This is a genomic window from Pseudomonas sp. KSR10 (assembly GCF_022355455.1).
Lineage (GTDB): Bacteria > Pseudomonadota > Gammaproteobacteria > Pseudomonadales > Pseudomonadaceae > Stutzerimonas > Stutzerimonas stutzeri_E.
On record NZ_JAKOEN010000019.1, the window covers coordinates 1,110,859 to 1,126,015 of the forward strand.

Annotated in this window: 15 protein-coding genes; 7 read left to right on the plus strand and 8 right to left on the minus strand. The window is 61.8% G+C overall.

Going from position 1 to position 15,157, the window contains the following annotated elements; all coding sequences use genetic code 11:
- The first annotated feature begins 5 nt into the window (after positions 1–5).
- The 4 genes from MCB86_RS13960 (at position 6) to MCB86_RS13975 (ending at position 4,026) form a co-directional block, all read left to right on the plus strand.
- Positions 6–980 carry a tripartite tricarboxylate transporter substrate binding protein gene (locus tag MCB86_RS13960; protein WP_239611272.1) on the plus strand — a complete coding sequence of 325 codons (975 nt, stop codon included), beginning with the start codon at positions 6–8 and terminating at the stop codon, positions 978–980.
- Positions 981–1,041: 61 nt separating this feature from the next.
- Positions 1,042–1,485 (plus strand): tripartite tricarboxylate transporter TctB family protein, encoded by a 444-nt coding sequence (locus MCB86_RS13965; RefSeq protein ID WP_045164075.1) that lies wholly within the window; start codon positions 1,042–1,044, stop codon positions 1,483–1,485.
- 2 nt (positions 1,486–1,487) lie between these two features.
- Positions 1,488–3,002, plus strand: coding sequence for a tripartite tricarboxylate transporter permease (locus MCB86_RS13970; RefSeq protein WP_045164076.1), 1,515 nt, complete (start codon positions 1,488–1,490; stop codon positions 3,000–3,002).
- Between the two features lies 1 nt (position 3,003).
- Entirely contained in the window at positions 3,004–4,026 is a 1,023-nt protein-coding gene (locus MCB86_RS13975) for an AbrB family transcriptional regulator (protein WP_239611273.1), read from the plus strand.
- 49 nt (positions 4,027–4,075) lie between these two features.
- Here the strand turns inward: MCB86_RS13975 and MCB86_RS13980 are convergent, their stop codons facing one another.
- From MCB86_RS13980 to MCB86_RS13995, 4 genes are all read right to left on the minus strand, one after another.
- Positions 4,076–5,305 carry a spore maturation protein gene (locus MCB86_RS13980; protein WP_045164078.1) on the minus strand — a complete coding sequence of 410 codons (1,230 nt, stop codon included), beginning with the start codon at positions 5,303–5,305 and terminating at the stop codon, positions 4,076–4,078.
- 473 nt (positions 5,306–5,778) lie between these two features.
- Positions 5,779–5,949: a DUF1328 domain-containing protein gene (locus tag MCB86_RS13985; protein ID WP_003282841.1), complete on the minus strand. Its 171-nt coding sequence runs from the start codon at positions 5,947–5,949 to the stop codon at positions 5,779–5,781.
- A gap of 72 nt (positions 5,950–6,021) precedes the next feature.
- Positions 6,022–6,258: a hypothetical protein gene (locus MCB86_RS13990; RefSeq protein ID WP_045164079.1), complete on the minus strand. Its 237-nt coding sequence runs from the start codon at positions 6,256–6,258 to the stop codon at positions 6,022–6,024.
- A gap of 200 nt (positions 6,259–6,458) precedes the next feature.
- A complete protein-coding gene (locus MCB86_RS13995; RefSeq protein WP_239611274.1) occupies positions 6,459–6,893 on the minus strand; it encodes a PA2169 family four-helix-bundle protein in 435 nt (144 codons plus the stop codon).
- A 291-nt stretch (positions 6,894–7,184) separates the two neighbouring features.
- Here MCB86_RS13995 and algB point away from each other — a divergent pair, with 291 nt between their 5' ends.
- The 3 genes from algB to MCB86_RS14010 are packed head-to-tail and all read left to right on the plus strand — an operon-like array spanning position 7,185 to position 10,758.
- Entirely contained in the window at positions 7,185–8,531 is a 1,347-nt protein-coding gene (gene algB, locus MCB86_RS14000) for a sigma-54-dependent response regulator transcription factor AlgB (RefSeq protein ID WP_045164081.1), read from the plus strand.
- Positions 8,528–10,315: a KinB sensor domain-containing domain gene (locus MCB86_RS14005; RefSeq protein WP_239611275.1), complete on the plus strand. Its 1,788-nt coding sequence runs from the start codon at positions 8,528–8,530 to the stop codon at positions 10,313–10,315. The genes algB and MCB86_RS14005 overlap by 4 nt, the downstream gene beginning before the upstream one ends.
- A gap of 35 nt (positions 10,316–10,350) precedes the next feature.
- Positions 10,351–10,758, plus strand: coding sequence for a DUF1330 domain-containing protein (locus MCB86_RS14010; RefSeq protein WP_045164083.1), 408 nt, complete (start codon positions 10,351–10,353; stop codon positions 10,756–10,758).
- Positions 10,759–10,760: 2 nt separating this feature from the next.
- Here the strand turns inward: MCB86_RS14010 and MCB86_RS14015 are convergent, their stop codons facing one another.
- The 4 genes from MCB86_RS14015 to MCB86_RS14030 all read right to left on the minus strand — a co-directional run bounded on the left by MCB86_RS14015 (position 10,761) and on the right by MCB86_RS14030 (position 15,037).
- The gene (locus MCB86_RS14015) at positions 10,761–11,540 is read right to left on the minus strand and encodes an N-acetylmuramoyl-L-alanine amidase (protein ID WP_045164084.1); all 780 of its coding nucleotides are present in this window, start codon (positions 11,538–11,540) and stop codon (positions 10,761–10,763) included.
- A 142-nt stretch (positions 11,541–11,682) separates the two neighbouring features.
- Positions 11,683–13,536 carry a GGDEF domain-containing protein gene (locus MCB86_RS14020; RefSeq protein WP_045164085.1) on the minus strand — a complete coding sequence of 618 codons (1,854 nt, stop codon included), beginning with the start codon at positions 13,534–13,536 and terminating at the stop codon, positions 11,683–11,685.
- Positions 13,533–14,402, minus strand: a complete 870-nt coding sequence (locus tag MCB86_RS14025; RefSeq protein WP_045164086.1) for an endonuclease/exonuclease/phosphatase family protein — start codon at positions 14,400–14,402, stop codon at positions 13,533–13,535. Before MCB86_RS14025 ends, MCB86_RS14020 begins: the two co-directional genes overlap by 4 nt.
- A 5-nt stretch (positions 14,403–14,407) precedes the next feature.
- A complete protein-coding gene (locus tag MCB86_RS14030; RefSeq protein ID WP_045164087.1) occupies positions 14,408–15,037 on the minus strand; it encodes a thiol:disulfide interchange protein DsbA/DsbL in 630 nt (209 codons plus the stop codon).
- Positions 15,038–15,157: the final 120 nt, after the last annotated feature.

Below are 15,157 nucleotides of genomic sequence, written 5' to 3' on the forward strand. Positions count from 1 at the left end.
ACACCATGAAGAATGCAATCCGTCGTTTCGCACTGCTCTCGACCTGCCTGGTGATCTCGAGTCAGCTGATGGCCGAACCCAAGCGACCCGAATGCATCGCCCCGGCCAAGCCCGGTGGCGGCTTCGACCTGACCTGCAAGCTGGCCCAGAGTGGCCTGAAGGATGAAGGTTTGCTCGAGGCGCCGATGCGCGTCACCTATATGCCCGGCGGCGTCGGCGCGGTGGCGTACAACGCGGTGATCGCCCAGCGTGCTGACGATCCCTCGACCATCACCGCCTTTTCCAGCGGCTCGCTACTGAATCTGGCACAGGGCAAGTTCGGTCGCTATGACGAGACCAACGTGCGCTGGCTGGCCGGCATCGGCACCGACTACGGCGCCATCTCGGTACGCGCCGATGCGCCTTATCAGAACCTTGACGATCTCATCGAGGCGGTGAAGAAAGACCCCAGCAGCGTGGTCTTCGGTGCTGGCGCCACCATCGGCGGGCAGGACTGGATGCAAACCGCACTGATTGCACGCGCCGCTGGCGTCGATCCGAAGAAACTTCGCTATGTCGCCTTCGAAGGCGGCGGCGAGACGCTCACCGCCATGCTCGGCGGCCATGTCCAGGTCACCAGCAGCGGATTGGGAGAGGTCGCGCCTCAGCTCGAAGCCGGCAAGATCCGCGTGCTCGCGGTGCTGTCCGATGATCGCCTGCCGGGCAAGCTGTCGAACCTGCCGACCGCCAAGGAGCAGGGCTACGACATCAGTTGGCCGGTGATCCGCGGCTTCTACATGGGCCCAGAAGTCAGCGACGAAGACTTCAACTGGTGGAAGACCCAGTTCGACACCCTGCTCGCCGACGAGGACTTCGCCAAGCTGCGCGAGCAACGTGATCTGTTCCCACTGTCGATGACCGGTGATGAACTCACGGCCTTCGTCAACAAGCAGGTCGCCGAATACAAGGAACTCGCCGGCGAATTCGGTCTGGTCAAGTAACACCCCGCGGGCCTCGGGTTCCGGATGGGACCACTGGCCCGCTTCTCCCGAGGTAACCACCATGTACGTTCGTGTCTTTGCCGCGGCGTGGCTACTCGCCTGCGCCGGCCTTGCGTTGCTCGCCTGGGGTTTCGAGGCGCCCTTCGCCTACGATCCGGTTGGCCCGCGCGCTTACCCGCTGCTTCTGTTGTTTCTGATGGGTTGCGGCGCGCTCTGGCTGCTGTGCAAACCACACGGCGATCCGACGCCACCGTTCGATTGGACCATGGCCCGGCGAGCCGCCCTCTGCGTGCTGGTGCTGTTGGCGTACGCACTGCTGTTCGAAAAGCTCGGCTTCGTCATTACCACGGCACTGGCCGCATTCGCCCTGGGCCTGTTGTTCAACGGCCGCCTGTGGCCCTGCTTGATCAGCGGCGTGCTGATGGGCGTGCTGCTCTACGGCCTGTTCGACCTGTTGCTTGATGTGCCGCTGCCACTCGGCGTGCTGCGCTTGCTGGAGAGCTGAAAATGGAAACCTTGAATTTCTTGATGCAGGGCTTCGATGTCGCCACGCGACCGACGAATCTGCTGGTGGCGCTGTTCGGCGCCTTTGTTGGCACTGTCGTCGGCCTGCTGCCCGGTCTCGGCCCGATCAACGGCGTAGCTCTGCTGCTGCCACTGGCCTTCGCCCTCGGCCTGCCGCCGGAAACCGCACTGATCCTGCTGGCCGCGGTATACCTGGGCTGCGAATACGGCGGTCGCATCTCGGCGATCCTGCTCAACGTCCCCGGCGATGCCGCGGCGGTGATGACCACCCTCGATGGCTACCCGCTGGCGCGCCAGGGCAAGGCCGGTATCGCTCTGTCGCTGTCGGCGGTCAGCTCCTTCATCGGTAGCATCATCGCCACCTGCGGCGTGGTGCTGTTCGCCCCGTTGCTGGCCAAATGGGCGGTGGCTTTCGGCCCGGCGGAATACTTCGTGCTGATGATCTTCGCCATTGCCTGCCTAGGCGGGATGGTCGGCGACAAACCGGTGAAAACCCTGATGGCGGCCTTGATCGGCCTGGGCCTGGCCACCGTCGGCGTGGACGCGACCACTGGCGTCTATCGCTTCACTTTCGGAAGCGTCAGCCTGTCGGACGGTATTCAGTTTGTCATCGTGGTGATCGGCTTCTTCAGCGTCAGCGAAGTGCTACTGATGCTGGAAAAGACCCACAGTGGCCAGAAGGCGGTCAAGGCCAGCGGGCGCCTGCTGTTCAACTTCAAAGAGTTCTGCATGACCTTCTGGACCATGGTGCGCAGCGCCCTGGCCGGTTTCGTCATCGGCACCTTGCCGGGAGCCGGCGCCACCATTGCCAGCGCAATGACCTACATGAGCGAAAAACGCATGGCCGGCGACACGGGCAAGTTCGGCGAGGGTGACCTGCGTGGTCTGGCCGCGCCAGAGGCCGCCAACAATGCCTCCGCCTGCGGCTCGCTGATTCCGATGCTGACCCTGGGCGTGCCGGGCTCGGGCACTACCGCGGTGATGATCGGTGCGCTGACGCTGTACAACATCACGCCCGGTCCTTTGCTGTTCGAGCAGCAACCCGACGTGGTCTGGGGTCTGATCGCCTCGCTGTTCATCGGCAACGTGATTTTGCTGGTGATGAATATCCCGCTGGTCGGGCTGTTCTCCAAAATGCTCAGCGTGCCCAATTGGGTGCTGGTGCCGGCCATCACGGCGATCAGCCTGGTGGGTGTGTATTCGGTGCACAGCACGACCTTCGACTTGGTACTGATGGTCGGCCTCGGTGTGTTCGGCTACCTGTTGCGCAAGCTGGAATTCCCGTTGTCGTCGCTGATCCTCGGCTTTGTGCTCGGCGAGATGATGGAAGACAACCTGCGCCGCGCGCTGTCGATCTCGGCCGGTGACCTGGGCATCCTCTGGGGCAGCCCGATCACCCTGATCCTCTGGGCCCTGGCCGCGTTGATGCTGGCCCTGCCCGGCCTGCGCTGGTGGCGCCAGCGCCGCCGCGCCAAACTGAGCGAGGCGCACGTCTGACATGCCGCGCTGGCTTCCGGGATGGTGGGCGACGCCATTGGTCGGCGCCCTCGGCGGCTGGCTGGCGAGCCTGGCGAACTGGCCGCTGCCCTGGATGGTCGGCTCGCTACTGGCGGTCATTGCAGTGCGTTGCAGTGGCTGGCTGGTCGCCGAAGTGCCTCGCGGTCGGCAGACCGGACAATGGCTGATCGCCAGCGCCATCGGCCTGCATTTCACCAGCGAGGTCATGCAGCAGGTACTTGAGCACTTCGGCGTAATCCTCACCGGCGCGCTGGGCACCCTGTTGTTGAGCCTGATCGGCATTTTCATTCTCCGGCGCAGCGGCATGGACCGCGCCACGGCGTTCTTCTCCAGCATGCCGGGCGGCGCCAGTGAAATGGTCAATCTGGCTGCACGGCACGCCGCGCAGCCGGCAATGGTGGCCGCGGCTCACAGCATGCGGTTGTTGCTGGTGGTACTGATCATTCCCGCGGTCTTCACCTGGAGCCTGCCACCGGTGGATGCCCCGCCGCCGGCACCGGTCAGTTGGCCATGGCTGGCGCTGCTGCTACCGGCCGGAGGACTGCTGGCGCTGGTGTGGAAGAAACTCGATCAGCCCAATCCCTGGATGCTCGGTCCGCTGACGGTGTGCGCCGCTGCCAGCGCCGTTTTCGACCTGCATCTGGGTATGCCTCAAGGCGTCGGCCAGTTCGGTCAATGGCTGATCGGCTGCTCCCTGGGTTGTCACTTCGACCGCCCGTTTTTTCGCACCGCCCCTCGGTTCATGTTGCGCATTTTGCTGTTCACGCTGTTGGCGATGCTCGCCGCGGCGGGTCTGGCCGAAGCGCTGGGTTGGGCGGCGACGCTGAACCAGACGTCTCTGATGCTGGGGATGATGCCGGGCGGCATCACCGAGCTGTGCCTGACGGCCGAAGCGCTGCAATTATCCGTTGCCCTGGTTACCGCGCTGCAGGTGCTGCGATTGTTCCTGGTGATGTTCCTGGCCGAGCCGATATTTCGCCTCTGGCAACGGGCCACGTCTTAACCCGCCATTTGGCGGGTTCTTTTTATCCCGCGCGGACACTGCTCTCCGCTCAGCCGAAGAACCAATAGCAAACCAGAATAGCGGCCAGGATCCCGGCCGCATCCGCCGCCAGCGCGCACCCGACCGCATGCCGGGCACGCTGGATGCCCACCGCCCCGAAGTACACCGCCAATACATAAAAAGTGGTCTCGGTGCTGCCTTGCACCGTCGCCGCTACCAGCGCCGGAAAACTATCGACACCTTGGCTTTGCATGGTCTCGATCAGCATCGCCCGCGCGGCGCTGCCGGAAAACGGCTTGACCAGCGCCGTCGGCAGCGCATCGACGAAGCGGGTATCCCAACCCAGCGCTTCGACCAACCAGCGAATGCCGTCCAGCCCGAAGTCCAACGCACCGGATGCTCGCAGCACACCGATCGCGCAGAGCATGGCGATCAGGTAGGGCAGCAGGCTCTTGGCCACATCGAAGCCTTCCTGGGCACCTTCGACGAAGCTCTCATAGACCGGCACCTTGCGCAGCGCGCCGACAATCAGGAATACAGTGATCAAACCGAACAGGGTCAGGTTGCCAAGCAGCGACGACAGCGATGACAGCGCAGTGGCCGAGAGCCCTGCGAGCAGCGCCATGAAGCCCCCGAGCAGGAGCGCACCGGGGATGAAATAGGCCAGCACCACCGGATCCCAGATACGCAACCGCTGCACCAACGCCACCGCCAGCAGCCCCGCCAGGGAGGACGCGGTGGTCGCCAACAGGATCGGCAGAAATACCAGGGTCGGGTCTTCGGCGCCCTGCTGCACGCGATACATGAAGATGGAAACCGGCAGCAGCGTCAGCGACGAGGTGTTGAGCACCAGAAACAGAATTTGTGCGTTGCTCGCGACGGCCTTGCTGGGATTAAGCTCCTGTAACGCGCGCATGGCTCGCAGGCCGATCGGCGTGGCGGCATTGTCCAGGCCCAGACCATTGGCGGCGAAGTTCAGCGTAATCAACCCCAGCGCCGGGTGGCCGGCCGGCACTTCGGGCATCAGGCGGCTAAACAGCGGGCCCAGCAGGCGAGCAAGCAACTCGATCAGACCGGCCTTTTCAGCGATGCGCAGGAAGCCAAGCCAGAGCGTGAGGGTGCCGAACAGTACGATCATGATTTCCACAGCCAACTTGGCCATGGCGAACAAACTCTCGACCAGCGCGGCAAACACCGCCGGGTCGCCACCCAGCAACCATCGCCCAAGCGCAGCAATCGCGGCGACCAGAAAAAAGCCCAGCCAAAGGCCGTTGAGCATGTGATTCTCCAACGAGTGACTGCGCGCGATGATAGCGGTGCAGTTGGAGAACGGCCATGAATAGGAAAGGATTCATCGGCGATGGCCAAGCAGGATCGCAACGCCCAGAGGGTAGCGTTGCGCGCCAGCCCGATCCGGCTAGGCGGCAAGAGAAGCCTACGAAATTTTTGATAGAAAGCGCATAGCGCGCCCAAGGACATCGCAAGCCGAAGGTGGTCGCCCACCTTCGGTTGCCTTTCGCTGAGCCTGGTCCGTTAAGGAGGTACCCCCTGTACCCCTAGGTCGCTCCATCAAGCAGAGCGTCCCGACCCCTTGGCCCCCCCGCTACACGGGCTGACGGATGTTTGCGAATGAAACACCCTGTCGGTTCTTACCCGGCTTCGCCTCGGTGCGGCAAAGCCTCAGAATATTGGCATCCCGCCTGTGCTGCCTCCGTCAGTGTTGCAGCCGCCCTTGCGGGCGGCGTCATTGCATCAGACACGTGGGCCGCGACCTCGACCGAAAATCAGCGAAGCGACAAACAGCACCAGGAACACCACGAACAGGATCTTGGCAATGCCCGTTGCAGTACCAGCGATACCACCGAAGCCCAAAACCGCAGCGATGATGGCGATGATCAGGAATGTAATAGCCCAACTCAGCATGGTGTTACTCCTCTTCGGTTCAGGACATCTTCAGCGGGACCGATATCAAACAATCAGCTCGCGGCTCTACCACTAGAAAACCCAGCGTTGCTCCGACCGCACCTGCACATAATCAATCGTCTTCGGGGCAGGGCCTGTTTGCACGATCCCTACTGGTTGAGCGTCATACATACGGATTCGTTCCGCTGATTCATGCTGTGTCTGGCTGAGCGGTTGTGACATGGGCCGCTCGGCGCCAACGATCAACGTAACCACAGCAGCGGTAAGGAAACCTTTGCCTACCAGTGAGAAGCGTGCTTGACGATTCATCCTCAACTCCTTCTAAGCATGCGGTGCATGTCTGTTCTTAGGGGTTATGTTGCAGGCGCCATGCCAGTCGATATAAATAATATTTTTCTTATTTTTCAAGTAGTTACCATTCGTGAATGTCGGTGCGTCAATTTATATTGCACGATGCCGCCAACCAATACCGGGCGATTTGCACGACGGCCTAATCCCAACCACATTGGCTACTTGGCGGCGCCATGATTGAGTGAATGAATGCGTTCGTGGCAGGCGCGGATTTTCGGCAGCTCAATGGCCAATAGCGCGCGCACGTCGGGATGAGCCGTCTTCAATGCATCTTCAAACGCCGCGAGGATTCGTTCTTCGGTCTGATCCAGTTGGTCGATGTACACCGCGTTGGCATGGCCGAGCCGGGCCTTGGTGTCGGCGTACATCTCGCGAAGCTTGCCGGCCATGGTGCCCCCCTGAGCCGGCTGCTCCTGGTTGGCCGCGACCTTCACCGATAGCGCCTGAATGATATGAGTCTTGGCCTGAGCCATATCCCGAAACAGATGCTGCAGCTCGACGTCTTTCACTACCTCAAGCGCATGCTGGTAAAAATGCTGCCCGTCTCGGGTAATTTCGATCAGTTCGTTGAGCTGGTTCATATTCTCGTTCATGAGGGTCCTCCGGGTTCCGGTGCGATGCGCGCCTATGGCGCTCTCACGGACAGCCGCAAGCCCCGTGCCAGCGCAAAGAGACACGTTGTGTCTTTATAATCAGCGGCTTGGCGCACCGTTGCGCTTCGCATTTACGTGCATGCTGCAGGAAATGCGCCTCGCCACCGTGCAACTTGCAAGACTTTTCGTAGACTAAACCAGGCGCCACTGAATACTCGGCCTCATCCGAGCGCCAAAGCACTCAACTTTTTTCACCGACTTGCCAGCAAACACAGCCCGACTGGAGCATTCATGGACCAAACGACCGACACCGGTGGCCGCATTCTCCTGGTAGATGACGAGGCCGCAATTCTGCGCACCTTCCGCTATTGCCTGGAGGACCGCGGTTATACGGTGGTCACGGCCGCCAGCGCCTCACAAGCCGAGGCGATTCTGCAGCGTCAGGTGTTCGATCTTTGCTTCCTTGACCTGCGCCTCGGCGAAGACAACGGCCTGGATGTCCTGCAGCAGATGCGCGTCCTCGCACCCTGGATGCGCGTGGTGATCGTCACCGCGCACTCGGCCGTGGATACCGCCGTGGATGCCATGCAGGCAGGCGCGGCGGACTATCTGGTCAAGCCGTGCAGTCCGGAGCAGCTACGCCTGTCGGCAGCCAAGCAGTTGGAGGTCCGGCAGATGGCGGCTCGCCTGGAGGCACTCGAAGGCGAGGTGCAAAAGCGCAGCGACGCGCTCGGCTCGCACAGCCCGGCGATGATGGGTGTGCTGGAGACCGCCCGGCAGGTGGCCGATACCGATGCCAATATTCTGATTCTCGGCGAGTCCGGCACAGGCAAAGGCGAGCTGGCGCGGGCGATTCACAACTGGAGCCGTCGTGCGAAGAAGGCCTTCATCACCATCAACTGCCCGTCGCTGTCTGCGGATCTGATGGAAAGCGAGCTTTTCGGGCACAATCGCGGCGCCTTCACCGGCGCCACCGAAAGCACGCTGGGACGAGTCAATCAGGCGGACGGCGGCACCCTGTTTCTCGATGAAATCGGCGACTTTCCCTTGGCCCTACAGCCAAAACTGCTCCGTTTCATTCAGGACAAAGAATACGAGCGCGTCGGTGACCCGGTCACACGGCGCGCAGATGTACGCATTCTCGCTGCGACCAACCTGAACCTCGAGGAAATGGTCCGTGAAGGTCGTTTTCGCGAAGATCTGCTCTACCGCCTGAATGTCATCACGCTAAATCTGCCGCCCATGCGCGAGCGGCCGGAGGACGTATTGGCGCTCGCCGAACGGTTCCTCGCGTACTTCGTCAAAAGTTACGGCCGTCCGGCGCGTGGCTTCAGCGAGAGCGCCATCGCGGCGCTGAAAGCCTACCGCTGGCCTGGCAACGTGCGGGAGCTGCGCAACGTCGTCGAGCGCGCCAGCATCATCTGTCCGCAGGCGATGATCGACGTCAGTCACCTCGGACTGGCCGATCAGACCGTCAGCAACGCACCGCGCATCGGTGAGCCGCTCAGCCTGGAAGAGTTGGAGAAGGCACATATTTCGGGGGTACTGAGCACCAGCGACACCCTTGAGCAGGCCGCCCGGATTCTCGGCATCGACGCCTCGACGCTCTATCGAAAACGCAAGCAATACGGCCTATGAAACTTCAGATGAAGCTGAGGACCCGCCTGTTCCTGGGATTCTCGGCACTGATGACGGTGGCACTGCTTGGACTGTTGCTTGCTCTGGTCAGTGTGGTGCAGATGGCCCAGAGCCAGGAAAAGCTCATCCGTGAGAATTTCGGGGTCATCGAAATCAACCAGCAATTGCGCCAAGCGTTGAGTAATCATCTTCTGCTTCTAGTGCGCGAAAAACGCGACAACGCTGCCCTCGCGGAATCGCGCAGCGCATTCCAGGCGGCGCTTTCACAGGGACTGTCCCAGGCAGCGCGGCCAGCCGACCGTGAGGCGTACCGGGCGATCGGCGATGCATACGCCCGCTTCATCGATGAGCTGCAAACCCCGGCGAACCTAAATTGGTCACTGCTGGAAGACAACGCCCTCAGCCAAGCCTTCAATCACGTGCGCGAGTTGATGGTCGATATGCAGCAGAGCGCCTACGATCAGATCCGCGACACCGAGATTCGTAGCCGTGAACGGGCACAGCTGCTCGCCGGACTGCTCGGCCTGACCGGCATCGCTGTGCTGTTGATCGGCTTCATTACCGCGCATAGCTTCGCAAGACGCTTCGGTGATCCCATCGAACAGTTGTCCAGCGTGGCCGACCAGATCGGTCGCGGCGATTTCAACATCAACCTGCCCACCTCTCCCATCGCCGAACTGTCTTCGCTGATCCGACGCTTCGGCCTGATGGCGCAGGCCTTGCATGACTTCAAACAGACCAACGTCGAGGCGCTGGTCGACGGCCAGCAACGCTTGCAGGCGTTACTGGACAGCATCGACGACGGCCTATTGATCATCGATCGCCAGGGCCGGCTGGAGCATGCCAACCCCGTCGCGCAAAGGCAGCTCGCCTGGGAAAGCGAACACCTGGGTTCGACCCTCGGCCAGGCGCTCGGCTATCCGGAGCTAGACGAGGCAGCCCAGCAGGTCCTGGACGACAAGCCACTGTCAGGCCCACCGGAAGATCTGGTGATCGAAGCCGATGGCGAACACAGGCTTCTGTCGTGGCGTATGAGCCCGGTGAACCATCACGACGGACGTATCAGCGGTGCGGTCATGGTGCTGCACGATGTCACCGACCAGCGCACCTTCGAGCGCGTGCGCAACGAATTCGTCCTGCGTGCTTCCCACGAATTGCGCACGCCGGTGACCGGTATGCAGATGGCATTCAGCCTGCTGCGTGAGCGCACTCATTACCCTGACAACAGCCGCGAGGCCGACCTGTTCAGCACCGTGTACGAGGAGATGCAGCGTCTGGTCACGCTGATCAACGACCTGCTGAATTTCTCGCGCTATCAGAGCGGCCAGCAGAAGCTCGAACGGGTGCCTTGCGAACCGGCCGAACTTCTCGAGCAAGCGCGGCAGCGCTTTCAGCCTGCTGCGGCGCAGAACGGTATTGAAATCAAGCTGGAACTGCAGTCGCCGCTGCCCAGCCTGTTGCTGGACCGACAACAGATGGAGCGGATGCTCGACAACCTTATGAGCAACGCGCTGCGTCATACACCAGACAGCGGTGAGATCCGGCTGCTGGCCCGACATCACGGCGAACGGGTGATACTCAGCGTCGAGGACAACGGCGAGGGCATTCCCTACAGTCAACAGGCGCGAATCTTCGAGCCGTTCGTGCAGATCGGTCGCCGCCGAGGGGGAGCCGGACTGGGCTTGGCCTTATGCAAGGAGATTGCGCAGCTGCATGGTGGTCGTATCGGCGTGCATTCGCGAATCGGGCACGGCACCATCTTCTATATCGCCCTGCCGATCTGAGCCAGCGGGGTCGGAAGAACAATAAAGGAGCCCCCATGCCCAGCCTCAATCCCAGCGCCGAACAACTGAAACGCTTCGCCGAACAGATGCCGGCTGGCGAGCCGATCCTGATGCTCAATCTGCTGCGCTTCAATCAGCAAGCGGCTTATCCGGCCGACAGTGACCAAGCGCCATGCAGCGGCAAGGAGGCTTATGCCCGCTATAGCCGCACGGCGTTGCAAAAAGTCCGTGCAGCGGGAGGCGACGTCCAGGTGGCGGCCAAAGCTCAGGTTGCGCTGATTGCACCGGAGCAAGAACACTGGGATGAAATGTTGCTGGTGCGATACCCCTCACCGGATGCCTTCCTGGCGATGCTGAGCGATGAGCAATACCAAGCGGCAACTCTCCATCGCACCGCGGCACTGGCCGACTCGCGATTGATCGCGTGCTCCCCTCGCGCCTGACGTCAGGGCTGCACCGCGAGCGCTGCGAGCAGCGCCGCGGTTTCCGCGTCCGGCTCGCCATCGAAGCGCGTCGGACGGTATTTCATCTGAAACGCCGCAATCACATTACGGGTTTCCAGATCCAGATGGCCGTGTTCCGGCACCTTGTAGCCCTGCCTGGCGAGCTGCACCTGGAACCAGGCGACGTCCGGTAGCTGCTGCGCGAACAAGGAGCGTTGACGCTCGACGGTCGCGGCGTCCGGCCAAGCTATCAGCCCTGCGTCGGCCAGGCGCTTCCAAGGAAACAGCGGACCGGGATCGACCTTGCGCTGCGGCGCGATGTCGCTGTGACCGATGACGGCGCCAGGCTTGAGCCCGTGGCGCTGCATGATGTCCTTGAGTAGCACGATCAGCGCATCGATCTGCTGCTCGGAATAGGGGTACCAGAGCCGCCGCCCCTGTGCGTCTTCGATATAGCCTCGATTGACCAACTCGATACCGATAGAGCTGGAATTGAGCCAGGTCCGACCGTTCCACTGGCTCTCCCCGGCATGCCAGGCACGGCGATTCTCGTCCACCAGCCGATAGATCGTCGCAGGCGCCTCACCGATCAGGTAATGGCTGCTGACATCATTTCCCTTGAGAATCTCGAGCGAGCGCGACAGGTCACTGGACGTGTAGTGCAAGACGATAAACTGAGCCCGGCTGTCTTGGCCCAGAGACGTATAGCGGGTATCGATACGTGGCCCACTGGCGCAGCCCGCGAGCAGCACGGCTAACGCGGCGAGGATCAAGGCTTTCATTCGGTACCCCTGGTCGACAACGATATGACGCAGATTTCAGCTTGGGTCGAGCGGTCAGCCGCCCGCAGGACAGCGCCGAGAAGTGACGCAGAACAAGACGGAGGATTATACCGAGGTGACCTGGATGCTCCAGTGCGACCGGTCAGTCCGCTTCGATACGGTTGCGGCCGGCATCTTTAGCCCGGTAAAGCGCTCGGTCGGCGCGCTCGAATACTTGTCCGGCGCTGTCGGTCGCGGCGAAACGAGAAATCCCGCCCGATAGCGTCACCTGGATACGCGCGCCCTTGAAGTGGAACGGACAATCCTGAATGCCCGAGCGCAGGCTATCGAGCAACTGTTGCCCCGCTTCGAGCGGCGTCTCTGGAAGCAACAAGGCGAACTCTTCGCCGCCGAAGCGGGCGATGAAGTCAGTCTTGCGCAGCCGTTTGCGCAACTCGTTGGCAATGATCTTCAGTACCCGATCGCCGGCTAGGTGGCCAAAACTGTCGTTGATACGCTTGAAATGGTCCACATCGAGCACCGCCAGCAGCAGTTGGCCGCCATAGCGCTGCTGGCGCGCCACCTCCAGTTCCAGACGCTCGTCCCAGCCGGCGCGATTCGGCAGCTCGGTCAGCGGGTCCCGCAAGGCTTTCTGTCGTTGCTCTTCGAGATGCTCGCGCATCCCGGCCGCAGATTGCTCCAGACTCGCGACACGTCCGATCAGAGTGCCGAGTCGCTCACTCAACTGCTGCTCGTGCTCACTGCGCTGGCGCTGGTAAATGTCGACTGTCTCCAACAGTCCATCCAGGCGGGTCTGAACCGCCTGCTTCAGAGTCGGCAGATCCTTGGCTTCGAGCATGCTGCTCTGCAGCCCGCCCACCTGCTGGCGCAGCTCTTCATCCAGGGCGAGGGCCGTTTCCTTGCTCTGCACGTGTCCTTCTCGCGCCGCGCTGAGGCTCTCCTGCATCGTAGCCAGGCGTTCGTTCAGCAGTTTCAGGTAGCTCTCGAATTCACGCTGCCCCTGGTCGGCCACGGCGAGCATCAGCTGGGCCAGGTCATCCAGCACCGGCACCAGCTCATACCAGTTCAGACCCTGTTCTATCCGCTCACGCAGGCCCTGCGCCTGAGGCTGCTGGTGCTCGGGTAGCTGCAGATCATCGAGCAGGCCGACCAGGGTCGACTCGACACGTTCGGCAATGGCGCTATAGGCCTGCTCCGGCGAGGGAGGCAAAAGATACGGATCGCTCTCCTGCACCGCCGGGGGTGCTGCTGATCCTGCCGGGATAGCTTCCACTTCGGAATCCCGTGGCGCGATATCAACGGCCTCGCGAGGCACTTCAGCCTCCGTCATGGCGGAAACTTCGTCCACCACCTGCCGCGCCTGCTCAGCCGTTACATGCAGCTCCCTAGCGTCCAGTTCCGAACGCGAGCCATTGGTTTCCGCCACGGATGGTAACGATTCACCGGCAACATCCGACGCCGCCTCGGCGGTGCGTTCTCGCTGGCCAAACAAGCGACTCAGCAGGCCCGCCGAAGGTGGCGCACCCGTCGTCTGCGCAGCCAGTACCTGACGCTGGAGTTCACCAAACTCGCTCAACAGGCCGGGCAGTTCGCGCGATTGGGCGGCGCGATCACCGATCTGGCGCGAGAACTTTTTCAATGGGCCACGGATTTCACTGGGCAGCGGCAATTCAAGCAGCTGCGCGGCCAGCCGATCGAACGCCTCGGTCAGCCGCTTGAGTCGTTCCTGCTTGCTGCGCTCCGTATCCAGTACCGCTCGCTCGAGCCGCGGGACCAGGGCACCCAACCGATCATCCTGTACATCGTCACGCAGCACCTCACGCAGTTCGCGCATGCATTGCTCGACGGCTGGGTCGGCACCATCTACGGCAAAACTGCTGCGTACCAGGCTACGACGCAGCAGATCGAGCCGCGTATTCCAACGCTTTTCTAGCTGCTCCTGCTGCTCCAGCGAGTGCAGGTATTTTTCCTTCCAGCGCAGTGCTTCATCGCTCATTCCGATGCACTCGCCGCGACCGGCAACATATCGCCACGCAACGCATCGGGCAGACGAATCTCCACGGCGACCGGCAAATGATCGGAGCTGGCCTGCGCCAATACATCGACACGCTCGAGCGTCAGGCTCGGGCTCAGCAATATGTGATCGAGACAGCGCTGCGGACGCCAGCTGGGGAAGGTTGCCTGGATCTGCGGCGCTTGCAGGCCGAGGTCACGTAGTGGTGAATGCTCGAGCAAGTCGCTGGCATGAGTATTCATGTCGCCCATCAGGACCTGATGACGGTAGCCACCGATCAACTCGCGAATGTAAGCCAGTTGGCGCGTTCTGACGCCGCCACCCAGGGCCAGGTGCATGACCACTACGACCAACGCATCCTCACCTTCACCGAAGCGCAGCAGGATGGCGCCGCGTCCAGACGGGCCGGGTAGTGGATGATCCTCCAGCCCCTGCGGCTCCAGCCGGCTGAGCACACCGTTGCTGTGTTGGGCAAAACGGCCGAGATTGCGATTCAGCTGTTGATACCAGTAAGGAAAAGCCCCGAGTTGCGCGAGCTGTTCGACCTGATTGACATAGCCGGAACGCATGCTGCCACCGTCGGCCTCCTGCAGCGCCACCAGGTCGTAATTACCAAGCAGGTCGCCAATGCGCTGGAGGTTTCCGGCCCGCCCCGGGTGCGGCAACAGGTGCTGCCAGCTTCGGGTCAGATAGTGGTGGTAGCGCTCGGTACTGATACCGACCTGGATGTTGAAGCTGAGCAGGCGCAACCGACCGTCACATGGAAGCCCGCTGGAGTCCAGACAGAGCGGATTGACATTCGCCTGGCGAGACCCGGCCAGACGCGGTGAACTCCAACGGCGCAACATGGGGCTTACCGGGCTGCGCGTTCTTTATCGATCAGAAAGTCGGCCACTTCCAGCGCACGTTGCGGACCACCCGCGGAGCCGATGTCAAAACGGTACTTACCGTTGACGATCATCACCGGCACTCCAGTGATTTGGTAGGCCATGGCCAGCTTCTTCGCCTGCTCGGCGCGGCTCTTCACACCGAACGAGTTGTAGGCCTTCAGAAACGCCTCAGAATCTACCCCCTGCCCCGCCAGGAACTCGGCCATTTTCTCAGGCGTTTCCAGCTTGTTGCCGTCGCGGTGATAGGCGTTGAAAACTGCGTCATGAACCTTCTGCTCGACACCCATCGACTCGAGGGCCAGGAACATCTGGCCATGCACGTTCCAAACGCCGCCGAACATGGCCGGAATACGCTTGAAGTCCACATCATCGGGCAGCTGCGCAACCCACGGATTGATCGTCGGCTCGAATTGATAGCAGTGCGGGCAGCCGTACCAGAACAGCTCGACCACCTCGATCTTGCCTGGCTCGGCCACGGGCACTGGCGTCTTGAGTTCGACATACTCCTTGCCCGCCTGGAAATCCGCCGCGTGAGCGGCCAAGCCGAACAGGCTGGCGGTGACAAGAACGGCACTGAGAACGAGTTTACGCATGATGACTCCTTGGCTTTGAGCGGCTGACCGACAGCGCCACAGGCTGCAGCAAATCATCTTTGCTCGCCAGCGCTTTTCGACGCTTTTCAATATCTTGACAATCATTGTAGCGATGCCAAA